General features: G+C 53.0%; 26 protein-coding genes. 2 read left to right on the forward strand and 24 right to left on the reverse strand.

Going from position 1 to position 21118, the window contains the following annotated elements:
* Positions 1-36 precede the first annotated feature (36 nt).
* The 20 genes from dxs to MHI45_RS07630 all read right to left on the reverse strand — a co-directional run bounded on the left by dxs (position 37) and on the right by MHI45_RS07630 (position 16081).
* A complete protein-coding gene (gene dxs / locus MHI45_RS07535) occupies positions 37-1941 on the reverse strand; it encodes a 1-deoxy-D-xylulose-5-phosphate synthase (RefSeq protein ID WP_340897303.1) in 1905 nt (634 codons plus the stop codon).
* Positions 1942-2037: 96 nt separating this feature from the next.
* Entirely contained in the window at positions 2038-2985 is a 948-nt protein-coding gene (locus MHI45_RS07540; RefSeq protein ID WP_340897301.1) for a polyprenyl synthetase family protein, read from the reverse strand.
* The gene (gene xseB / locus MHI45_RS07545) at positions 2972-3229 is read right to left on the reverse strand and encodes an exodeoxyribonuclease VII small subunit (protein ID WP_038594924.1); all 258 of its coding nucleotides are present in this window, start codon (positions 3227-3229) and stop codon (positions 2972-2974) included. Before xseB ends, MHI45_RS07540 begins: the two co-directional genes overlap by 14 nt.
* Complete coding sequence (gene xseA / locus MHI45_RS07550) at positions 3201-4586, reverse strand: exodeoxyribonuclease VII large subunit (protein WP_038594925.1); 1386 nt, start codon at positions 4584-4586, stop codon at positions 3201-3203. Before xseA ends, xseB begins: the two co-directional genes overlap by 29 nt.
* 10 nt (positions 4587-4596) lie before the next feature.
* Entirely contained in the window at positions 4597-5454 is an 858-nt protein-coding gene (gene folD / locus MHI45_RS07555; protein ID WP_076108888.1) for a bifunctional methylenetetrahydrofolate dehydrogenase/methenyltetrahydrofolate cyclohydrolase FolD, read from the reverse strand.
* A 45-nt stretch (positions 5455-5499) separates the two neighbouring features.
* On the reverse strand, positions 5500-5949 hold the full coding sequence (gene nusB, locus MHI45_RS07560) for a transcription antitermination factor NusB (RefSeq protein WP_340897300.1): 450 nt from the start codon (positions 5947-5949) through the stop codon (positions 5500-5502).
* Positions 5950-6341: 392 nt separating this feature from the next.
* On the reverse strand, positions 6342-6575 hold the full coding sequence (locus MHI45_RS07565) for a DUF2273 domain-containing protein (RefSeq protein WP_038594928.1): 234 nt from the start codon (positions 6573-6575) through the stop codon (positions 6342-6344).
* A gap of 14 nt (positions 6576-6589) precedes the next feature.
* A complete protein-coding gene (gene amaP, locus MHI45_RS07570) occupies positions 6590-7129 on the reverse strand; it encodes an alkaline shock response membrane anchor protein AmaP (RefSeq protein ID WP_076108886.1) in 540 nt (179 codons plus the stop codon).
* Positions 7130-7203: 74 nt separating this feature from the next.
* Positions 7204-7620 (reverse strand): Asp23/Gls24 family envelope stress response protein, encoded by a 417-nt coding sequence (locus MHI45_RS07575; protein WP_038594930.1) that lies wholly within the window; start codon positions 7618-7620, stop codon positions 7204-7206.
* 117 nt (positions 7621-7737) lie between these two features.
* Positions 7738-9081, reverse strand: coding sequence for an acetyl-CoA carboxylase biotin carboxylase subunit (gene accC / locus MHI45_RS07580; protein ID WP_038594931.1), 1344 nt, complete (start codon positions 9079-9081; stop codon positions 7738-7740).
* A gap of 54 nt (positions 9082-9135) precedes the next feature.
* The gene (gene accB, locus MHI45_RS07585; protein WP_038594932.1) at positions 9136-9645 is read right to left on the reverse strand and encodes an acetyl-CoA carboxylase biotin carboxyl carrier protein; all 510 of its coding nucleotides are present in this window, start codon (positions 9643-9645) and stop codon (positions 9136-9138) included.
* A gap of 151 nt (positions 9646-9796) precedes the next feature.
* A complete protein-coding gene (locus MHI45_RS07590) occupies positions 9797-10693 on the reverse strand; it encodes a SpoIIIAH-like family protein (protein ID WP_341118935.1) in 897 nt (298 codons plus the stop codon).
* 37 nt (positions 10694-10730) lie between these two features.
* The gene (gene spoIIIAG / locus MHI45_RS07595; protein WP_038594934.1) at positions 10731-11375 is read right to left on the reverse strand and encodes a stage III sporulation protein AG; all 645 of its coding nucleotides are present in this window, start codon (positions 11373-11375) and stop codon (positions 10731-10733) included.
* Positions 11376-11426: 51 nt separating this feature from the next.
* Complete coding sequence (gene spoIIIAF, locus MHI45_RS07600; protein ID WP_341118936.1) at positions 11427-12194, reverse strand: stage III sporulation protein AF; 768 nt, start codon at positions 12192-12194, stop codon at positions 11427-11429.
* A 96-nt stretch (positions 12195-12290) separates the two neighbouring features.
* Positions 12291-13556 carry a stage III sporulation protein AE gene (gene spoIIIAE / locus MHI45_RS07605; RefSeq protein ID WP_076108883.1) on the reverse strand — a complete coding sequence of 422 codons (1266 nt, stop codon included), beginning with the start codon at positions 13554-13556 and terminating at the stop codon, positions 12291-12293.
* Between the two features lie 49 nt (positions 13557-13605).
* Positions 13606-13995 carry a stage III sporulation protein AD gene (spoIIIAD, locus tag MHI45_RS07610; RefSeq protein ID WP_038594936.1) on the reverse strand — a complete coding sequence of 130 codons (390 nt, stop codon included), beginning with the start codon at positions 13993-13995 and terminating at the stop codon, positions 13606-13608.
* 9 nt (positions 13996-14004) lie between these two features.
* Positions 14005-14208 (reverse strand): stage III sporulation protein AC, encoded by a 204-nt coding sequence (gene spoIIIAC, locus MHI45_RS07615; RefSeq protein ID WP_020426549.1) that lies wholly within the window; start codon positions 14206-14208, stop codon positions 14005-14007.
* 13 nt (positions 14209-14221) lie between these two features.
* Positions 14222-14740: a stage III sporulation protein SpoIIIAB gene (spoIIIAB, locus tag MHI45_RS07620; protein WP_038594937.1), complete on the reverse strand. Its 519-nt coding sequence runs from the start codon at positions 14738-14740 to the stop codon at positions 14222-14224.
* Entirely contained in the window at positions 14733-15734 is a 1002-nt protein-coding gene (gene spoIIIAA / locus MHI45_RS07625; protein WP_038594938.1) for a stage III sporulation protein AA, read from the reverse strand. The genes spoIIIAB and spoIIIAA overlap by 8 nt, the downstream gene beginning before the upstream one ends.
* An 83-nt stretch (positions 15735-15817) precedes the next feature.
* On the reverse strand, positions 15818-16081 hold the full coding sequence (locus MHI45_RS07630) for a YqhV family protein (protein WP_379140721.1): 264 nt from the start codon (positions 16079-16081) through the stop codon (positions 15818-15820).
* 133 nt (positions 16082-16214) lie between these two features.
* On the opposite strand from MHI45_RS07630, the gene MHI45_RS07635 reads away from it, so the two are divergent.
* Both MHI45_RS07635 and MHI45_RS07640 read left to right on the forward strand, forming a co-directional pair.
* Complete coding sequence (locus tag MHI45_RS07635) at positions 16215-16385, forward strand: hypothetical protein (RefSeq protein WP_156130937.1); 171 nt, start codon at positions 16215-16217, stop codon at positions 16383-16385.
* A gap of 37 nt (positions 16386-16422) precedes the next feature.
* A complete protein-coding gene (locus MHI45_RS07640; RefSeq protein WP_052092222.1) occupies positions 16423-17289 on the forward strand; it encodes a YitT family protein in 867 nt (288 codons plus the stop codon).
* Between the two features lie 96 nt (positions 17290-17385).
* On the opposite strand, the gene MHI45_RS07645 is transcribed toward MHI45_RS07640, so the two are convergent.
* The 4 genes from MHI45_RS07645 to MHI45_RS07660 form a co-directional block, all read right to left on the reverse strand.
* A complete protein-coding gene (locus MHI45_RS07645) occupies positions 17386-18639 on the reverse strand; it encodes an aspartate kinase (RefSeq protein WP_076108881.1) in 1254 nt (417 codons plus the stop codon).
* Positions 18640-18868: 229 nt separating this feature from the next.
* Complete coding sequence (efp, locus tag MHI45_RS07650) at positions 18869-19426, reverse strand: elongation factor P (protein WP_076108880.1); 558 nt, start codon at positions 19424-19426, stop codon at positions 18869-18871.
* Positions 19427-19471: 45 nt separating this feature from the next.
* Positions 19472-20542 carry a M24 family metallopeptidase gene (locus MHI45_RS07655; protein ID WP_341118937.1) on the reverse strand — a complete coding sequence of 357 codons (1071 nt, stop codon included), beginning with the start codon at positions 20540-20542 and terminating at the stop codon, positions 19472-19474.
* A gap of 74 nt (positions 20543-20616) precedes the next feature.
* Positions 20617-21108 carry a YqhR family membrane protein gene (locus tag MHI45_RS07660; protein WP_340897292.1) on the reverse strand — a complete coding sequence of 164 codons (492 nt, stop codon included), beginning with the start codon at positions 21106-21108 and terminating at the stop codon, positions 20617-20619.
* Positions 21109-21118: the final 10 nt, after the last annotated feature.

The following is a 21118-nucleotide window of genomic DNA, read 5'->3' on the forward strand; positions in this document are numbered from 1 at the left end:
CCCGATCATTGGGCTCCCAAGTTCAGCTTCCTTCATTCAGGAAGTAGAAGTCGTCTTGTAAGTATATTTGCTTAATGCCTTCATTGCCTTAATGCGTCCGCACAGCGCTTCCACGGTAAGTCCCGTCTCCTGGCGCTGCTCTTTAATCGAGCCGTGTTCAATAAACAGATCCGGCACACCCATTAAGTGAACGCGGGCATCATAAATTTCATGTTGGGCATAAAATTCAAGCACAGCACTGCCCAAAGAACCGGCCTGGCTGGCTTCCTCCAGCACTACCATGCTGGTTGCAGCATGAGCGAGCTCAAGCAGCATAGAATTGTCGAGCGGTTTCAGGAACCGCGCATTTACAACGCCTACCTGGATGCCTTCACGCTTCAGAATCTCCGCCGCTTCCTCTGCTACCTGGACCATTGGTCCGCAGGCCAGCACCGCATAATCATCACCCGGGCGCAGACGCTCCCAAGAGCCGATAGGCAGGCTGCGCAGCTCGGCATCCAGTTGAACTCCGGTACCGTCAATCCGCGGATAACGGTAGGCAATCGGACCGTCGTTGTACTCCAGCGCCGTCTTCATCATATGGCGCAGCTCATTCTCATCCTTCGGCATCATCATGACCAGATTCGGAATATGGCGCATAAAGGCGATGTCATACACCCCTTGATGCGTCTCGCCGTCAGCGCCGACGAAGCCGGCGCGGTCAATCGCGAACATTACGTTGGCGTTATGCCGGCAGATATCGTGAACGATCTGATCGTAAGCCCGCTGCATAAAGGTCGAATACACGGCAAATACCGGCTTCATGCCTTCCATTGCAAGTGCCGCACAGAGTGTCGCCGCATGCTGCTCGGCGATCCCGACATCAATCATCCGATCCGGAAATTCCTTGGCAAACGGGAATAAACCCGAACCCCCAGGCATCGCCGGGGTAACAGCAATGAGGCGCTTGTCCTCATGACCTAGTTCAATCAGCGTCTGCCCGAATACTTCAGTGTACATCGGATTGCCCACAGCCTTTAGGGACTGTCCAGACTCAATCTTGTAAGGAGAAATGGCATGTGATTTATAGTAATCGGTTTCAGCCGGTTTATAACCTTTGCCCTTAGTGGTCAGCACATGCACCAGAACAGGTCCGGACACATTATCCGCCTGATGGAAGGTATCAATCAGCTTCTCCAGATCATGCCCGTCTACCGGTCCAAGATAGGTAAAGCCCAGTTCTTCAAACAGCACTCCGGGAACCATCATATATTTAAGACTGTCCTTGATCTTCTCAACGGTCTTGGCCAGCTTGCCGCCGATCGCCGGAATCTTCTTCAGGGATCTTTCAACTTCATCTTTGGCCCGCAGGTAATGGCGGTCGGAACGGATTTTGCTCAAATAATTATGCATCGCCCCGACGTTGGGAGCAATGGACATTTCGTTGTCGTTCAGGATGACCATCAGCTTGCGTTTCTCATGACCGATATGGTTCAAGGCTTCAAAAGCCATCCCGCCGGTGAGCGCGCCATCGCCAATCACAGCAATTACCTTGTTGTCTTCGCCCTTCAAATCGCGGGCCATAGCCATGCCCATCGCAGCTGACAAAGAGGTGCTGCTGTGCCCGGCTTCCCATACGTCATGCTCGCTTTCAGAACGCTTTACAAAGCCGCATAGCCCATCACGCTTGCGCAGCGTATCAAACCGGTCCTGGCGGCCGGTCAGTATCTTATGCACATAAGCCTGATGCCCTACGTCATATATCATTTTGTCCCGGGGACTGTCATAGCAATAGTGCAAAGCCAGTGTAAGCTCCACTACCCCCAGGTTGGATCCGAGGTGCCCGCCGGTTACAGTAAGCTTCTCGATCAGAAACCGGCGGATTTCCTCCGCAAGGGTAGCCAGCTCCTCGGTTGACAAGGATTTAAGTTGCTCCGGATCATTTATTTGTGGAAGCAGCACGAGTATTCCCCGCTTTCCTAGATGTTGTAAAATATATAAAACCCATTATAACACAAACGAAACGGCTGTCGTAACACAGCCGCTCCCTAAATTTTTCTAATGATCGCGAGCCATTAAATACCCCGCGATTTCAAGCAGCCGTGTATTGTCGGGAAATCCGCCCTCCAGCACCGCGCTCCGGGCAGCGTCCGTTAGGCGTTTCACCTCTTCGCGCGAGGATTCCAGCCCGATGAAATACGGGTAGGTCACCTTTTGCTGCTTGATGTCACTGCCTGTTTTTTTGCCGAGTTTGCCTTCGTCGCCGACCAGATCCAGAATATCATCCTGCACCTGAAAAGCCAGCCCGATATGGGTGCCGAACTCACGGAGCGCCTCCAGCTGCTTCTTATCGGCTCCGGCGATCCGTCCGCCCGCCAGCAGCGAGAAAACGATAAGATCGCCAGTCTTATGAAGATGGATGTACTGCAGCTGTTTCAGATCGGTCAGCCCCTGCTCACCCTCCATATCGGCAACCTGGCCGCCGACCATGCCGCGCGGACCGGCCATTTCGGCCAGGTCCTCCACGATGGACAGCACCTGCTCCGCAGGAATGCCATGGCGGCGGGAAGCCTGTACCACGCTGTAGAACGCATGCGTCAAAAGCGCATCGCCGGCCAAAATTGCCGTCGCTTCACCGAATACTTTGTGATTCGTCAATTTGCCGCGCCGGTAATCATCATTATCCATGGCCGGTAAATCGTCGTGAATCAGCGAATACGTATGCACCATCTCAATGGCCGCTGCTACCGGCAGAGCCGCCTCGCGGCTGCCTCCCAGCGCTTCACAGGCAGCGATGACGAGCAGCGGGCGAAGGCGCTTGCCTCCGGCCTGGAGCGAATAGTCCATCGCTTCCTTCAAATGGACAGGGACCGTCCAGGCTGCCGGAAGCGTCCGCTCCATCTCAGCTCCAACCAGTCCGCAGACTTCGGCAATGTAATCCTTCAGCGGCGGTTGCTGGGCCTTACCGGCAGTGCCTGTCTCCAAGTCATGCTCAAAGCGGCTCATCGGCATCCCCTTCCAGGCGGGCACCGAACGGTTTTTTGCGCAGCTCCCCATCCTCCAGGGTAATCATCTCAATCTTGCGTTCCACTTGTTCCAGCTTGCTGCCGCATAGCTGCGAGAGCTTCATGCCCTGCTGAAACAAATCTATAGCTTTCTCTAGGGGAACGTCGCCGTGCTCAAGCTCACGTACGATTTCCTCCAGCCGCTCCATAGCTCCTTCAAAATCCAGTTCCGCTTCCTTCGTCATCGTCTTTGCCATCCTCCTTCATTCCCCATACCTGGCAGCTTAGCTGTCCGTCACTGAGCTTTATATTCACCACATCGCCAAGCTCGACTTCCTTAAGCGATTTGATTAAATGCTGTTCCTGTTCGTCGTAGACGAGGCTGTAGCCCCGTGACATGACCTTGAGCGGGCTGAGCGCATCCAGATGGCGCAGCTCGGACACATACCGCGAGCGCTTGTCCTGCAGGCGCGCCTGCATGGCCCCCGCCAGCTGGCGGGTCATGCTCTCCGCCTGCTGGCGGGCAGCGCTGACACTGCCCAGCGGATGGAACCGCTGCAGGCTGTGGTGCAGCACCGCCTGGCGCTCACGCGCACGGCGGTTCCGGGTCTCCGCTGCGCGCGTGAGCGCCGTGCGGAGCATATCCAGCCGCTGCGCGTGCTGGGCCAGCTGGCGGCGCGGGCCGACCAGCGCCAGCGAGCGCTGCAGCGAAGCCAGGCGCTCGCCGCCGCGCTGGGAGCGGCGCAGCAGGCCCTGGCGCAGCCGCTGCTCTGCCGTGCGCAGCTGCGCGGCCAGTTCAGCCGCACTCGGCACGGCCAGCTCTGCAGCGGCCGTAGGCGTCGCCGCCCGCAGATCTGCGGCGAAATCGGCGATCGTAAAGTCGGTCTCGTGGCCGACGGCCGAGATGACCGGAATGCTTGACGCCGCGATCGCCCGGGCGACAGCTTCTTCGTTGAAGGCCCATAGCTCCTCCAGTGAGCCGCCGCCCCGGCCGACGATCAGTACGTCGGCCTCGCCCATGTCATTTAAGGTTTCGATGGCCTTCACAATGGAAGGGCCTGCACCTTTGCCCTGGACAAGCACGGGATAGAGCACAATCGCCACCTGCGGAAAACGCCGCTGCAGCGTAATCACAATATCCCTGACCGCCGCACCTGTAGGAGAAGTCACGACCCCGATACAGCGCGGGAACCGCGGCAGCGGCCGTTTGCGTGCTGCCGCGAACAGTCCCTCCTGCTCCAGCTTGCGCTTGAGCTGCTCATAAGCCATGTACAGACTGCCGATCCCGTCAGGCTGCATATGCGTAGCATAGAACTGATACTGCCCGTCCCGTTCATATACGGTTACATTGCCTCTGGCAATAACCTTGGTGCCTTCCTTCGGGACAAAGGGCAGGCGCTGGTTATGCGAAGCGAACATTATCGCCTTGATCCGGCTGCTCTCATCCTTCAGCGTGAAATACATATGTCCGCTGCCGTGATGGGTGAAATTCGAGATTTCTCCGCGAATCCACACATCGGACAGCAGGTTGTCGGAATCGAGCTTCATGCGGATGTAACGGTTAAGATCCTTTATCGAGTAGACTTGCCGTTCTGCCGCCATGAGTCCTGACCTATTCCAGGCCGCGGCGGCGTTTGGCCGCTATCAGCGTGTTGCTCATCAGCATGGTGATCGTCATTGGCCCCACTCCGCCCGGTACTGGTGTAATGTATCCGGCAACTTCCTTGGCGCTCTCATAATCGACATCACCGGCAAGCTTACCGCTATCCAAACGGTTCATCCCGACGTCAATCACAACAGCTCCCGGCTTAACATAAGATCCGTCAATGAAGTTGGCCCGGCCGATGGCTACCACCAAAATGTCTGCCTGGCGGCTAAGCTCAGCAATGTTCGCGGTGCGCGAATGGCACATTGTTACCGTTGCGTTCTCACGCTGCAGCAGCAGTGAGACCGGTTTGCCGACGATATTGCTGCGCCCGATGACTACAGCATGTTTGCCCGACAATTCAGTACCGGTACGTTTAATCAGCTCGATGACTCCGGCAGGCGTACAAGGAAGCAGGCTGTCATCGCCGATGACCAGATTGCCGACATTGATAGGATGGAAGCCGTCAACATCTTTCTCCACGGAAATGGCGTCAATCACTGCCTTCTCCTCAATATGCTTCGGAAGCGGCAGCTGAACCAGAATTCCGTCAATATCATCACGGCTGTTCAGCTCTGCCACCAGCTTCAGAAGCTCTTCCTGGGAAGTGGAGGCATCCAGCCTGTGGACTTCCGAATGGAAGCCAAGCTGGGTGCTGGATTTTTCTTTATTGCGGACATACACCTGAGAAGCCGCATCTTCACCGACAAGAACGACAGCAAGACCGGGCTTCACGCCGCGTTCGGCCAGTCCGGTAACTTCCCGGGCAATGTCGATACGAATTTCGTCGGATACCTGTTTACCGCTGATGATTGCTGCTGTCATGTAAGTCTCTCCCTTTTTGTCTGATTAAGATGTAGATAGAATACTTTAAAGATCTGCTTTGAGCGTATCAATCTCCTGAATCATCTTGCCGAGTACGCCATTGACGAACTTGCCGGAATCGTCCGTACCGAAGTGCTTGGCCAGATCAATCGCCTCATTGACGGCAACCTTAGCCGGCACATCATTGCCAAACACCATTTCGAACGTGGCCAGGCGCAGAATCTGACGGTCCACCCGCGACAGCCGGCTCATTTGCCAGCCTTTAAGATAATGCTCAAGCATATCGTCGATCGCAACCTTATGCTCCCAAACCCCATTTACGTGCTCAACGACATACGCCTTCAATTCAATTTCGTCTGTAATGACACGTTCAGTCTCATTCTCTTCCGAAGCTTCCTCAATCAGCATCTCCACGGCTTCCGCACTGTCTACGTCATTCATTTCCATCTGGTACAAGCTTTGGACGATAATCTCTCTCGCTAAACGTCTTTTCATGTGTTTCCTCCTACAATCTGATCTCGCATTTTATATTACACTGCCGTGTTTCCACACCAGTCTGTCGCGTTGCATTTCATACAATTATTTTAAGCTAAATCAAGCAAATTCTATCCCTAATTGTATTTCGTACAATTAAAAATCAAAAAAAGTTCTTTTCCGTGTTTACTTCTGTATTTAATTGTACGAAATACAGTTAAATAAGCTTTGAAGACCAATACTGCAATTTTAAATGCACAAAATGCAATTAAACAAGCGCAAAACTTCATTTTACGTCAACGATCCAGCCGACTACCGCCCTGCCCCAGAAAAAAAACCGCACAGCCCTTCTTCCGGCAAAACAGGCAACTCTAACGAACGGGTTCCAGCTCCGGGAGAAAGACTATAGCGGTTCACTTGAAGGGACGCCAGCGTCCGGACAGCCGCGCTACGAGCTCCTGCCACTGAAACAGGGGACCCTGTGCGGTATCCTTTCTTTTGCCGAACGTATATCCGATGAACACTACCAGTGCAAAGAACAGCATATCCCAAAAACCGCTAATCAAATAAATCAATCCGAGAACGATGCCGAAGGTGACACCGGCAATTCTACCCCCGTGACTTTCCCATACTTCTCTCCAGAACATAGGGAAACTCACCTCTATTCCACTCGACTTTTGAAGCTTGGAGACTGAGTAAGGTTGGCAATATATACAGAAACGTCAGCAACCGGAATCCCGGTCGTTTCCTGCACGAATTCATGCACCTGGCGCTGCACTTCTGTTGTAAGCAGCGGAAGGGAATGCTCGCCGTCCACCACTGCTCGGATCATAATTTCAAGACCGGCTTGTGAAACGCGAATGCGCGATTTCAAATCCCTGATCCCTTTTACTTTACCGGCAGCCTTGAGGCTCAGATTCTCAATGGTCTCTATAGAGATCTGAATATCCCCATACTCCGTGCGCTGATCCACCGAAGGCATCGAGGCGCGGTCCCGGCGCAAAGAAATGTAGAAGAAACGGATGCTGAGCAAGAACAGGATAACAGCCACGGCTATTGCGGTTATATACGCTGCAGGGTCATCCGGAATCTCCAGCGTATCCGGAATAGCGCCGCTTAAGAGGAGGATGGCAATTACTGATAATATTCCGATACTTAAGCTGTACAGAAACAGCAGAAGTCTGTCCAAAATTTTTGCCACGAGTCACATAACCTCCTTAAATTAGAGTAAACCCTCGACGGTGCTGTCGGGGGTTTATGGAAGAACGCAGGCCCTTATTTCACGCGGAGAACCGCATCTGTATCTTCACTCTTGTCTGCAGTGTTGTTGTTTCTGAATTGCACATCATGAATATGCACATTTACTTCCACAACGGTCAGACCTGTCATTGTCTCGATGGAACGTTTCACGTTGCGCTGAATTTCTGCAGCCACTTCAGGGAGACGGTTGCCGTACTCAATAATGACGGACACATCCACAGCCGCCTCACGTTGGCCAACCTCTACCTTAACGCCCTTGGACAGGTTCTTGCGTCCGAGAAGCTCCACGATTCCTCCGGCAAAGCCGCCGCTCATGCCAGCCACACCTTTAACTTCTACGGTTGCCAAACCTGCGATAACCTCGATCACTTCAGGAGCGATCTGGATCTCACCGATCTCCGTACGTTCGAATTCTGTCGGCAATGTACTCATTTTGGACTTCACACCTTTCAATCAAAAAGTTGTTCACAATTTCAAGCGCCAAGCACGTCTCTTATTAAACATACTATATCATTTGCCGAACTTTATGACAAACAATGAGAAGCCGTCCTAAATTTCATACTCTTCGAGGAATTTGATATCGAAATTGCCGTCCAGAAATACCGGGTGCTCCAGCAGCTTCTGATGGAAAGGAATTGTAGTATGTATGCCTTCCACGGCAAATTCAGCAAGCGCACGCTTCATCTTCGCAATCGCTTCCTGGCGCGTAGGCGCCCAGACAATCAATTTGGCAATCATCGAGTCGTAGAAAGGTGAGATTGTATATCCCGGATAAGCTGCGCTGTCTACACGTACACCCAGTCCGCCCGGAGGCAGATAAAAGCCAATCTTGCCCGGTGAAGGCATGAAGTTACGCTCCGGATCCTCTGCATTAATACGGCATTCAATGGACCAGCCGTTAATCACGATATCTTCCTGTGTAAAGGACAGCGGATTCCCTTCAGCCACAGAAATCATTTCCTTGATCAGGTCAACGCCCGTAACCATCTCCGTTACCGGGTGTTCAACCTGAATCCGTGTATTCATCTCCATGAAATAAAACTGTCCGTCCGGACCCAGCAGAAACTCCAGCGTACCCGCTCCCGAGTAATTGACCGCCAGTGCGGCCCGCACCGCTGCTTGGCCCATAGCTTCGCGGATCTCCGGCGTAAGTACGGAGCATGGAGCTTCCTCCACCAGTTTCTGGCGGCGGCGCTGCACGGAGCAATCCCGTTCGCCTAGATGGACAACATTGCCGTGGTTATCGGCAATGATCTGAATCTCCACATGCTTCATGCCGGTCAGGAATTTCTCCAGGTACACGCCTGCATTGCCGAAAGCCTTCTGTGCTTCCTGCTGTGCGGCGGTAATCTGCTTCACGAGTGATTCCTCATCCTCGGCAATGCGGATGCCCTTGCCTCCGCCGCCTGCGGTAGCCTTTACGATAATCGGATAGCCGATATCGCGGCCCAGCATAATAGCCTCCTCCACATCACCCACCAGCCCGTCAGAGCCGGGAATGATCGGCACGCCAGCCAGCTTCATCGTTTCCTTGGCTACAGCCTTGTCGCCCATACGCGTAATCGCGTCGGGAGACGGTCCGATGAAGGTAATATTGCAGGATCCGCAGATTTCTGCGAAATCGGCATTCTCAGCCAAAAAACCGTAGCCCGGATGAATGGCATCGCATTCAGTAAGCGTGGCTACACTCATAATATTTGTAAAATTCAGATAACTATCCTTCGACAGCATCGGGCCGATGCAGTAAGCTTCGTCAGCCAACCGGACATGCAGTGAATCCCGGTCAGGCTCCGAATAGACCGCCACGGTGGAAATGCCCAGTTCACGGCAGGCCCTGATAATGCGGACCGCGATTTCGCCGCGGTTGGCAATCAACACTTTTTGAATGTTCATGCGTTTCCTCCCAAAGTTTAACGAAGCTTGCAAGCTCCTCAAGTTCAGCGTGCTTTATTCCGGTTTCACCAGAAACAGCGGCTGGCCGTATTCCACAAGCTGGCCGTTCTCGGCAAGGACGGAGACGATCTCTCCGCGTACTTCAGCCTCCAGCTCATTCATCAGCTTCATCGCTTCAATAATGCAGACCGTTGATTTCTCGCTGACCCGGTCGCCGACATTAACAAAAGACGGGGTTTCCGGTGAAGCGGCACTATAGAAAGTCCCTACCATCGGTGAGACAATTTTATGTAATGCGCCTTCAGCCGGTGAAGATGGCGGCTGCTGTGCAGCAGGGATCTCATAAACGGCCGTAGGTGCAACTTGCTGCGGACTTTGCGGCTGCGGTGCTTGCGTAAAGGGATAGCCATAAGGAGTCGCCTGTATTGCTGTTCCATCAGCTTCAGGGCGATCCGGTTTTCGAATAGCCAGCTTCATTCCTTCGCTTTCAATCTCCAACTCGTGTACGGAGGAGGTCTGGTCCAACAATTTAATCAATTCCTTAATTTCGCTTAACTTGAACATTTAATAGTTCACTCCTTCAGCTTTCTCTCGAAGCCACTCTTCTGATACGGTCAAGATAACTTTATGTATTATATCACAAACGATAGAAATGGAAAGAGCCCGGGGCGCGCCCGGGCTCTTTCGGCATTTTCTTTGGTTTTCGACAGGCTGATTATTGCTCGCTGACATATTGAACTCTGATCTTGTCCTGGGAAACGCTTAGTTCCTTCATCACGAGATCCACGATTCCAACAGCTTGCTTCACATCCAGCTTCTCGCTCAGCACCACCACGGTATAAGCATCTCCGGATTCTTCTTTGACAATGGCTTCACCGTATTTTTTCTGCAGCTGCTCTTCAATTCCGGTGATTTTGGTTTCTTTTTCTTCAAGCTTGTTCAGCTGTTCATGGGCAACTGCATTTTCGGCAGGGGTTTTGTCCATGTCATTGATCAGGGCCAGCAAATCGTTGTAATTCTTCAGATTCTGCTGCTCACGTTCATAGAGGTAGTTGTTGAACAGGCTGCTTGCAGAAACACTCTGGGAGGCTACCTCATCCAGAATTTCATCATCGCCCTTGGCTGGAGTTTTCTCTGTGGAAGCTGCTGCAGTATCTTTGCCGGCTGCTGCGGAGGTATCTGCAGCTGCGGTTTTCGAATCGCTTGATTTATCGTCCTTTGCGGCTGCTGTCTTATCGGCGTCTTCACCTTTGGCATTTGCCGGCAGGGTGCTGTCATCTTTTACTGCGGTATCATCGTTGTCACCTTTCGCAGTAACAGTGCTGTCATCGGTGCTGTCATCAGCAGTGACAGCTGTGCTGTCGTCCGCTGTACCCGTTGTTCCGGCATCAGAAGTAACTGCATCCTTTGTGTCCACTTCATTGATGACCAAGCCGTTATCCAGTACTGATGAATTCGCGCCAGTTTCCTTGAGGTTATCCACTTGAATACTTCCCGCTGTTTCCTGGGGGACCGAGGCCCCGGAGTCCTCTGTGAATAAATAGTATGCGGAAAGCACAACCATTAAGCTGAGCATGGATACCAACCAAATCGTTTGTCTTTTGCCCTTCATTTTTTATTCCTCCTCAAAGTTTGTAGCATGTAATCAATCACTGCTCCTGCTTGCGCGGCACTACGGATATGCGGTAGCTAGGCACGTTCAGCCCCTTCTCGACAGCCTCTTCAATCAATCCCCGGACGACTTTGTTCTCCGCTCCCTTGGCAACGACGAGAACGCCGCGCACCTGGGGTTTTATCCGCTTGGTTATAATCGGGGTTTCGTCGCCCGATTGGCTGTAGGTGACGATCTCGCCATCCCTTGTGTATTGTGTGGTGTGCCGTTTGCCTCCGTTGGCATCGGTCTCTTCGCTCTGCTGCTGGGAATCGTTCATATCCCGGACCACGACAATTTCCTCAGTAGAATCCACAGTGACCATAATATCGACCGTGCCTACACCAACGATTTTCTCCAGAATTTCTTTCGTGCGGTTCTCCATTGCCAGCTCAATGCCATCAAATGAATTGGGAGTGCTCAATTCCCCCTGCTGCAGGGTCGCCTGCGAACTCTCGCTTACCGGCGGTTCTCTTCCAGTGTTCTCGCTGTCCAGCTTTTTCACGTTCACGAAGGAGTTGAACAGCATGATTGCCGCACCCAGCAGTCCCAAAATAATCAGCCAGCGGAAGGTATGACTCCTTTTCGGACTGCCGGACCCGCCTCCTGCCCATTGCTCCAGTTTCTTCAGCCAATTGCCCACTTCTTATCCCTCCTCCGGTTACCGGCGTATGCCGTATTGGTAGAGCTATATTTATAATTTCTCGGCGCCGTTTTTACCGCCTTGAATATGAATCGCATCGCGGTCTAAATTCCAGTTCTGCTCCAGCAGCTTGATGATCAAGTCCACATCGGTATTTGTACTGGAGCTGTCTTCAACCGACGCCCCGGCTTCTGTTCCAACCTCAGCTGCCTCTCCCTCTTCCCCGCCCAGGCTAACCTGCACAGGTTCCACCGGCTGGATGATGATCGGCTCTGCCGTACCTGTACCATTGTCTGATTCCGCACCTGTATCCCCAGCCTCCACTGCTCCGGCTGCTGCCGGCAGGGAGACGGTCACCGAAGAGATTAACGGAACATCTTCACCTCCGCCCTCCCCGGGAGCCTTGCCCATCCCCAGTGTTACGGTGACTTTCGCCCCGCCTACCCCTGTGCTGCCGGCAATCTGGTCTCTCATCTGCCCAGCCACCTCTTCGGCGGCCAGCTTCAGACTTTGTTCCTTCGCTCCCGCAGCCAGCATCCGCCCGTCCGCCAGGATTTTCTCCAGCGAGTCTGCCCCGTCACCTGCACCGGACAAAAGACCGCCGTGTTTCTCCTGCTGCACCATCGCCACACTCAGCTCTGCTGCAGCATCTCCTTTCAGAAAAGAGACAATCGGGCTCAGCATAGTAAGCAGAACCAGCAGACTGAGCACCAGCCTGGCATAACGCTCCATCGACTTGCTCGGAAGCAGCATTTCCACGAAGGCGGCCATCAGCACCACCAGAATGAGCTCCCGCAGCCATCCGCCCAACCAGGTCATTGTCTACCTCCTACAAGTTTTGTTAGGACTGCATCGCAGAACTCGCTTCGACAATACTCACTTCAGAGAAAAAACCGCTTTGAAGCTGTTCCCTATTCACCTCATCATGACAGTGACATTGCCGGCCGTCAGCATGATCGTGACGGCCAGGAAGAACATCAGCGATACGGCGGCCAGCGCCGCGAATACATAAATCATGCTTTTGCCGATCGTCTGCAGGCAGGTTACAATCGGTGTCTCGCCCAGCGGCTGCATGACTGCTGCGGCCACATTGTAGATCAGCGCGAGAACCAGGATTTTGATCGCCGGAAAAGCACAAAGGAAGAGGATGATAATGACGCCCGACAACCCGATGGCATTCTTCACCAGTAGTGAGGCCGAGATCACCGTATCGGTGGCGTCCGCGAACATTTTGCCGATAACCGGCACGAAATTCCCCGTAATATATTTGGCGGCACGGATGGTCACTCCGTCCGTAACCGAGCTGGTAATCCCTCTGACAGAAATGACACCTAGGAACACCGTCAACAGTACGCCGAGCAAGCCCGCTCCGATGTTACGCAGCAGATTGGCCAGCTGGGTCAGCTTGTATTTCTCGGACATTGCGCTCACCAGATGCAGCACCGCCGAGAAGAACAGCAGCGGGAACACGACGGTATGGATGAGCGTGCCCACCGCATGGATCATAAAAACAATCAGCGGATGCGTAACCGACACCGTAACGATGTTGCCCATCGAAGCCAGAAGCGCGAAGAGCAGCGGGATCATCGCCATCATGAAATCGATCATCCGGTCGATGGCATCCTTGGCATAGCCGATTGCGATATTGAAGCTGTTAACAGCGATGACCAGCACAACCATGTAACAGAGCATATAGGCGATTTTACTGACTGATTTCCGTTCAAAAGCGGTCTGCAGCGTCTCCAGAATCATGCTGAGCACACTGACCATAACGATCGTCACCAGCAGCTTGCCGTTGTACAGCACCTCGTGCCACATGTAGGAGGTCAGTCCGGTCAGCACGCTTTTGAAGCTGAGTCCCTTCTCCCCCGGCAGCAGCATATCCATCAGCGAAGGAGTCTTCCCGTCCGGAAAAAATCCTCCGTAATCCTTCATCAGCTGGTCCCAGTACGACTCCACCTTGTCTGTCGGCAGACTTTGCATTTGCCCTTTCACCCACTGATCCACTGGAGAGGAAGACCCTCCCTGGGTGGTTGAAGACGTTGGTGGGGTAGTTGGCGCATTGGTTGGCGCAGCGGCTGTAGCCCGGGCGGTATCCGCACACCACAGAAACAGCAGGCAGGGCAGGAGCAGCAGCAGCATTTTTAGTTTTGGCGGACGAAAAATACTGCGTTGACGCATATCCTTTCCTCCCGCCTTTCTCTGGCTTCTTTTTACTAAGGGTCACGGATCAGGCGGGCAGGAGCTTCATCACCGTTTCGATAATAATGCTGATGATCGGTACGGCAAGCACCATGATCAGCACCTTGCCGGTCAGCTCGATTTTGGAGGCGATAGATTCCTGTCCGGCATCACGCACAATCTGCGCTCCAAACTCCGCGATATAGGAAATCCCGATGATTTTAAACACGGTTTTGAGATAGATCATTTCCATCCCGGAGGACTCCGCCACCCGCTCCAGCGTGCCCAGAATCGTGCCGATCTTGCCGATCAGGAACAGGAAGATCAGAATGCCTGCCGCAGTGGTCAGCAGAAAGGCGAACATGGGCTTTTGTTCCTTCAGAACAAGGATCAGAACCGTTGACAGGAGCCCTATTCCTACCACTTGAATGATTTCCATAAGGCCTGCCTATTGAAAAAGAAAAATCGTTTTGATTTCCTGGAGCAGTCCGTCCAGCATGCGGATCACCATAAATAGCACAATGATGAACCCGACTATCGTCACCCAATGGGCGATGTCCTCTTTACCCATCTGTTTGAGCACCGTGTGAATCATGGCGATAATGATGCCGATGCCGGCAATCTGAAAGATCGCGTTGACTTCAATATTCATTCCTGGCACCTCGCTAAAAGATCAAAATGACGATCAATGCTCCAAGCAGCAGACCCAGGCTTTTGCTCATTTTTTCATATTTGCCCTGATCTTCTCTGGCCACTGTCTCCTCCTGCTTCAATTGCTGCAAAGCCAGCGCGATATGCGTGCTTTGATTCGACCTGTCGCTGGTGCCGAGCGTGCAGCTCAGCTGCCGGAGGATCTCCTGCTCCGTTCCCTTCAGGGAGGCGGTTTTGAAGTGGGCATCCATAGCCCGCTGGATGGCTTCCTCGGCGCTGCGGTCATGTGGCGGGCTCATCTCTTCAGCCGCCCTCATAAAAAACGCCCTCAGCGGATCCTTGGACTGCAGCCCAATCCGGCGCAGTGCTTCCGGGAGCGGGGTGAAGCCGTACAGAATCTCGGTCTCCAGCCGCTGCAGCGCTGCGATAAGGCCTCTGATGTGCCGGGGCCTGTCAGCATACTGCGCAGCCCGCTTGAACCCGGCCAGCGTACCCGCCAGCACGATCAGCACGGCTCCGAACAGCTTAAGCATGGCGGTCACCGCCCAGCCGCTCCTCAGGCGAGACCAGCAGCAGCCCGCGTTTCTGCCCGTCCAGGATACGGAACGACAGCCCGGCGTCCGTCCGGTGCAGGATGACATAACGCTCGAACATATGATGTTCCAGCAATCCGCCAAGGCCGGGCCGCCGGGCCAGCTCGGCCACCTCCTTGCCGTGGGCCGAGGCCACTACCGAGATGCCGGCGTGCAGCGCTTCGGTGACGGCTTCGGCATCCTCAGGGCGGCCGATTTCATCGGCGATCAGCACATCGGGCGACAGGGAGCGGATCATCATCATCATGCCTTCCGCCTTGGGACAGCCGTCGAGGATGTCCGTACGCGGACCCACGTCAAAGGCCGGGATGCCGCGGCGGCTGCCGGCGATTTCTGAACGTTCGTCGACAATGCCGACTTTCAGTCCCGGCCGGTTGCCCTCCCGCCCTCTTGGGCTCCCCGTCGAGATCTGCCTGGCGAGATCGCGCAGCAGTGTAGTCTTGCCATGCTGCGGCGGCGAGAGGATCAGCGTGTGCATGACCCGCTGCCTCCCCCTTTCCAGCAGGTAGGGCAGAATTCCGTCGGCAATGCCGGGCAGCTCACGGGCGATCCGGACATTGAAGCCGGTGATGTCCCGCAAGTGCTCCACGCCGCCGCCGCTTAAGACGGTCCGGCCGGAAAGACCAATGCGATGTCCGCCAGGGATGGTGATAAAGCCTTTGCGCAGTTCTTCTTCCATCGTATAGAGCGAATGATTGCTGATCAGGTCAAGCAGCCGGTGAGTGTCCTCTCGGCTTGGCTTGTACGCTTCTTCGGGTCTTTGGGTCAGACTGCCGTCGCCAGTGAGGAAATGATATTTGCCGGAATAGTTGATTTCCAGCGGACGCCCTTCGCGGACCCGGATTTCCTCCACCTTGTCCAGCAAATGAACAGGAAGTCCTCTCAGCAGCGCCCTTACTTTTTCGGGAAACAATAAAAGCCAGTCGTTAGCCATACAGAGTACCCCCAAGTTGTCCTCTACTTTAATAGCTTTATTCCATATTTATGCTTGTACCTGTGCTTTATGACTATCATCTATCATTTTTTCAGAATCCCGATTAAGAGAAAGGCTACCCCGCAGCCAATCCAGCCCAGCTTGCCCCAGGACAGCTCCTGCGCCATCCCTGTGAGGCCAACCGCCGTCGTTAAGATCAATATCGTAGGTCCGACCAGAGCCAGCCCGGAATTGACCGCCAGTGCCTTGTCCACCTGATTCAGCCGCAGCATGATCAGCGCAGCCGTTATTTCCACACTGCCTGAGAGCAGCCGAAGCGCCGCCATCCAGCTCACATACTTGTCCAATCTGTTCAACTCCTTTTTTACAATTGGAAATTGAATTGCAACCTGCCAGACTTCACCCGCGGGAAAACTTGCTGTTATCCATGGATATGCTGGACTTGCCTACTTTAGACAATAAGAAATGGGCGGTTTTCAATTGGAAGATGTGAAAGAAATCATAGTGAATCCCTCTATAAAAAAATATCATCAGTATGATAAAATAAATTTTGCAGTGCCTGAAAAAAAGGAGCTGGAAAATATAAGGGCGGCCTGTGGGATAAACTACAAGCGTACTTATCGCTTCAAGCTTCTTGTTACATTGTTATAGTTGGATAAAGACATCGGAAAAAGAGGGGATTTATGTCATGCAAGTTCGTAATTTCGTAGTGCCGCTTGTTTCAAACACAGTAGCCAAACAGGTGAGGGATGTGGCCATCATTATTTTCTCGGCCTTTCTGGTGGCGAGCGGACTCCGGCTGTTCCTTATTCCTCATCAGCTGCTAAGTGGCGGGGTAGCAGGGACGGCATCCATCCTTGGTTATTTAACGAATCCGAAGTACATCTCACTGTTCTATTTTGGTATCAATCTTCCAATTCTGATCTGGGGCTTCATTGCCGTAGGGAAGAAATATATCTGCTTAAGCATGCTCTCGGTACTAGCCACTACCTGGTTTCTGACCGTCATCCCCCTGGTGAAACTGACCAAGGACCCGATCCTTGCCAGTATCTTCGGCGGGGTAATAATTGCGGGCGGGGTAGGCTTCTCGCTTCGTGCAGGGGGTTCTTCCGGGGGTTTTGATATACTTGGCTCTATTATTACGCGCAAACACGATATTCCAATGGGCACCGTACTCTTTGTAATGGATGGTCTGGTAATCCTTAGCCTCGGCTTCTTCAAAAGCTGGGATTCTGCCCTTTACGCTATGCTTTGTATTTTCGTCAAGAGCCGTGTAGTCGATATGATCCACAGCCGCCACATCAAGCTGACCTGCTTCATCGTCACGAAGGAACGGGAAAAGATGCTGACCCGCCTCAAGCTCCTGCCTCACGGCGTTACCGTCGTCAATGCGGAAGGCGGCTACAGCCATGAAGGCAATACTATGCTGATGACTGTAACGACCCGATATGAGCTTGCCGAACTGAGAAAAACAATTCTGGAAACCGATCCAAAGTCCTTCGTCAATGTTCTGCAGACCGTAGAGATTGTCGGCCGGTTCCGGCGTCTCGGATAGCAGCAGCGGAAAGCTGCCCATAACAAAAAGTCCTATTCCCCACTTCTATAGCGGGAATAGGACTTTTTACTATGATCGTCTTGTCGAGAGCATTCCTTAGCGGCGGTCCTGCGGACCGCCGACGAAGGCTTGCTCCTCTGTATCCAGATTGTAGGCGGTATGAAGCGCCTGAATGATCTGCTGCAGATTGCCGGATTCAATCACGCAAGATACCTTGATCTCGGAGGTGCTGACCATCTTGATGCTTACGCCCTCTTGGGAAATGACCTCGAACATTTGCGCGGCCACACCCGGATGGCTGACCATGCCTGCGCCTACGATCGATACTTTGACGAGATTATCCTCTGAAGTGACTTCACGGTATGGCAGGGCGCTGTGCAGCCCCTCGATCACTTCCTTGGCCCGTGCGAGCTCGCTAAGCGCCACCGTAAAGGAGAAATCCGCTTTCTCATTCTGCACGCCGCTCTGTACGATAATATCTACGTCAACGCCTTCTTCAGCCAGCTTGCCGAACACTTGGGCCAATACGCCGGGAACATCAGGCACTCCCAGAATACTGATCCGCGCTACGTTCTTGTCATAGGCAATTCCGCTAACTACTACTCCCTGCTCCATGCTCGCTTCCTCCTTCACAACAGTACCTTCATTATGGTTAAAGCTCGATCTGACGACCAGCTTCACTTGATATCGTTTGGCATATTCCACGGCGCGCGGATGCAGTACTGCCGCTCCCAGGTTGGCCAGCTCCAGCATCTCATCATAAGAGATTTCCTTCAGCTTACGCGCTCTCTTCACGATGCGAGGATCTGTGGAGTAGATGCCGTCCACATCCGTGTAAATTTCGCATACATCCGCTTTGATGGCGGCTGCCAGCGCTACAGCTGTCGTATCCGAACCTCCGCGGCCCAGCGTGGTAATTTCGCCGCTCTGGGTCATCCCCTGGAATCCGGCTACAATGACGATCTGCTCGCGCTCCAGCGACTCCAGCACGCGGTGGGGGTCAATTTCATTGATCCGTGCCCGGCCGTGAGTCTCATCGGTGACGAAGCCCGCCTGCCAGCCTGTATACGATACGGCATTGCGGCCGATTCCGTGCAATGCGATGGAAAGAAGCGCAACAGAGATTTGTTCCCCCGTCGTCATCAGCATATCCATTTCACGCGTGGGCGGCTGAGCGTTCAGCTGCTTAGCCTGATCGATTAGATCATCCGTGGTGTCCCCCATGGCGGATACAACCACAACACAGCGGTGCCCTTCATCCTGCTTGTCTGCGATGCGTTTGGCGACACGCTGCATGCGTTCAATATCGCCGACGGAGCTGCCTCCGAATTTCATGACATAAAGTGACAAAGTCCCATTCACTCCCTATTTCGCTCTATGTAGCTTATATTTGGTTTCACGCTTTAAACCAGTATAATACGAAAACCATATCATGCGTTAATGGTTTCATAAAAAAAGCGCCCAATTTCCGTTTCTTTCCGTGATTTACCAGACTGCCTTACCCGGATAGCCAAAAGCCTCCCCCGCAGGATGCGGGGGAGGCCGGTTGGTATAAATGTAAGTTAAGGCAGGACAAATCTTACGCGCGGGAGATGTATTTACCTTCGCGGGTATCAATCAGAAGTACGTCGTTTTCATTAATGAAAAGAGGAACCTGAACGTTCAATCCGGTTTCTACCTTAGCAAATTTAGTAGCGCCCTGAGCCGTGTTACCCTTGATGCCCGGCTCTGTTTCTACAACCTTCAGCTCAACGCTGGTAGGCAGGTTGATTCCGAGAATTTCGCCCTGGTAGCTGACGATGTTCACAGTCATGTTTTCCTTAAGGAAATTAAGCTCCCATTCCAATTGCTTGGCAGACAATTCGAATTGATCATAAGTTTCGTTGTCCATAAATACATGGTCCGCACCGCTGGCATACAGATATTGCACACCACGGTTCTCGATGATCGCCCGGCCAATAGTTTCACCTGCACGGAATGTACGTTCTACAGTGTTGCCGTTGCGCAGATTCTTCAGTTTGGAGCGGACAAATGCCGCACCTTTACCTGGTTTAACATGCTGGAAATCAAGTACGGTAAAGATGTCGCCTTCTACCTCTACGGTCAAGCCTGTTTTGAAATCGTTAACTGAAATCACAAAAAATCCCTCCTGGAATCAATAATTTACCTGTTCAAGCGATCCTTACAATACCGTATAATCTTTGGACGAATGCGTGAGCAGCGCAATACCGCTGTCTGTAATCACGATGTCGTCCTCAATGCGCACACCGCCGAGGCCTTCTAAATAAATGCCCGGCTCTACGGTTACTACCATACCCGGCTGCATAATTTCATCGGCAAGCTTGGACAACCGCGGCCATTCATGGACTTCCATGCCAAGGCCATGGCCTGTGCTGTGGCCGAAATATTCCCCATAGCCATAACGGGTAATAATGTCACGCGCCAAAGCGTCGCACTCCCGTCCGGTCATACCCGGCTTGATGTTAGCCAGCGTGTGCAGCTGCGCTTCAAGCACAATATCATAGATTTCTTTCAGCTTCGGATCCGGAGTTCCCAGCGCAATGGTGCGGGTCACATCCGAACAGTAGCCGTCCAGCAGCGCACCGAAATCGAAGGTTACGAATTCGTTGTTCTGGATGACCTTACTGCTTGCCACACCATGAGGCATTGCCGAACGTTCACCGGAAGCCACAATGGTGTCAAACGATGAAGAAGTAGCGCCATGGGTACGCATGTAGAATTCCATTTCCAGATCTACATCCCGCTCGGTCATGCCGGGCTTGATCACATTCAGAATATGGCTGAATGTTGCATCCGCCAGATCCGCTGCCCGCTGCATGACGGCCAGCTCTTCCTTGTCCTTGAACATGCGCAGGTTCTCAACCGCTTTGGAGACTGGAACCAGTACCGCCGGCTGCAGAGCCGCAGCATATGCGGTGTAAGCGCTGAAGGTTACATCATCCTGTTCAAAGCCGACACGGATATTGCCGCCCTGCGACAGCAGTTCGCGTACAGTGTCAATGAATTTAGCACCATGCTGAACCACTTTAAGTCCGTTCACCTGCTCTGCAGCCTGTGTCATGTACCTAAAGTCGGTCAGCAGATAACTGTCATCACCGGTCACCAGTACATAACCGGAAGAGCCGGTAAATCCGCTCAAATAGCGGCGGTTGAAGCCGCTGGTTATTAACATCGCATCCAATCCTTGTTCCTGCAAAACCGTACGCAGCTTGGAGACGCGCCCGTTGCCCATTTTCATTCTCCTCTCGAAATAGCCACATTGTATTTTAACATAGGGTCATGCCCTTGAGAAGTTTTTTCGGGCCATTAAGCCAGGCTTGTCTGCTGCTCGCGTTTCCGCTCATCCGTATACTCGATCGCCGCGGTATAGCCGATGAACAAACCCCAGAGTAAAAAGATGCAAAATTCACTGATTACAGAGTTCCAAGGCAACCTGAACGGAGGCTGCATCAGAAATTGCCACGACCCGGCAAGAAAGAGCGCGGACCAGCACAGAACACCGTAAATCATCCCCGGCCAGGGACCCTTCAGCTTGCGGAAGATCAGCACATAAAAGAGTGATGCTGCTACCGAGAACACGATAAAAGACAGGTACCCGGCCAAATGCCCGGCCGCTGTCATCAGAAATTCATGTTTAAAGAAAGGCTCGGCCAAAAAACCCGGAAGAACCTTGGTGAAATGAAAAGCATACATCAGCCAGCGGATCCCTCCCCAGATTATTCCGGCAAAAAAGCCCAGTTCAATGGCAAAATAAAAAGGGTTCGTATGCTGCGATTTTTGCTTGCCTGCATTATTCATCTTACTGCCT

The sequence above is a fragment of the Paenibacillus sp. FSL H3-0321 genome (assembly GCF_038002865.1).
Lineage (GTDB): Bacteria > Bacillota > Bacilli > Paenibacillales > Paenibacillaceae > Paenibacillus_AQ.

What these genes read in the sequence shown, in the direction of transcription:
- MHI45_RS07565 (WP_038594928.1), bottom strand. Translation starts at nt 6,575, where the DNA reads ATGTTCTGGAGAGAAGTATGGGAAAGTCACGGGGGTAGAATTGCCGGT.
- nusB (WP_340897300.1), bottom strand. Translation starts at nt 5,949, where the DNA reads ATGAAAAGACGTTTAGCGAGAGAGATTATCGTCCAAAGCTTGTACCAG.
- MHI45_RS07575 (WP_038594930.1), bottom strand. Translation starts at nt 7,620, where the DNA reads ATGAGTACATTGCCGACAGAATTCGAACGTACGGAGATCGGTGAGATC.
- MHI45_RS07590 (WP_341118935.1), bottom strand. Translation starts at nt 10,693, where the DNA reads ATGAAGGGCAAAAGACAAACGATTTGGTTGGTATCCATGCTCAGCTTA.
- spoIIIAC (WP_020426549.1), bottom strand. Translation starts at nt 14,208, where the DNA reads ATGAATATTGAAGTCAACGCGATCTTTCAGATTGCCGGCATCGGCATC.
- MHI45_RS07640 (WP_052092222.1), top strand. Translation starts at nt 16,423, where the DNA reads ATGCAAGTTCGTAATTTCGTAGTGCCGCTTGTTTCAAACACAGTAGCC.
- MHI45_RS07655 (WP_341118937.1), bottom strand. Translation starts at nt 20,542, where the DNA reads ATGGGCAACGGGCGCGTCTCCAAGCTGCGTACGGTTTTGCAGGAACAA.
- spoIIIAF (WP_341118936.1), bottom strand. Translation starts at nt 12,194, where the DNA reads ATGACCTGGTTGGGCGGATGGCTGCGGGAGCTCATTCTGGTGGTGCTG.
- accB (WP_038594932.1), bottom strand. Translation starts at nt 9,645, where the DNA reads ATGTTCAAGTTAAGCGAAATTAAGGAATTGATTAAATTGTTGGACCAG.
- spoIIIAE (WP_076108883.1), bottom strand. Translation starts at nt 13,556, where the DNA reads ATGCGTCAACGCAGTATTTTTCGTCCGCCAAAACTAAAAATGCTGCTG.
- MHI45_RS07540 (WP_340897301.1), bottom strand. Translation starts at nt 2,985, where the DNA reads ATGAGCCGCTTTGAGCATGACTTGGAGACAGGCACTGCCGGTAAGGCC.
- xseB (WP_038594924.1), bottom strand. Translation starts at nt 3,229, where the DNA reads ATGACGAAGGAAGCGGAACTGGATTTTGAAGGAGCTATGGAGCGGCTG.
- spoIIIAD (WP_038594936.1), bottom strand. Translation starts at nt 13,995, where the DNA reads ATGGAAATCATTCAAGTGGTAGGAATAGGGCTCCTGTCAACGGTTCTG.
- xseA (WP_038594925.1), bottom strand. Translation starts at nt 4,586, where the DNA reads ATGGCGGCAGAACGGCAAGTCTACTCGATAAAGGATCTTAACCGTTAC.
- accC (WP_038594931.1), bottom strand. Translation starts at nt 9,081, where the DNA reads ATGAACATTCAAAAAGTGTTGATTGCCAACCGCGGCGAAATCGCGGTC.
- spoIIIAA (WP_038594938.1), bottom strand. Translation starts at nt 15,734, where the DNA reads ATGGCTAACGACTGGCTTTTATTGTTTCCCGAAAAAGTAAGGGCGCTG.
- spoIIIAB (WP_038594937.1), bottom strand. Translation starts at nt 14,740, where the DNA reads ATGCTTAAGCTGTTCGGAGCCGTGCTGATCGTGCTGGCGGGTACGCTG.
- folD (WP_076108888.1), bottom strand. Translation starts at nt 5,454, where the DNA reads ATGACAGCAGCAATCATCAGCGGTAAACAGGTATCCGACGAAATTCGT.
- MHI45_RS07660 (WP_340897292.1), bottom strand. Translation starts at nt 21,108, where the DNA reads ATGAATAATGCAGGCAAGCAAAAATCGCAGCATACGAACCCTTTTTAT.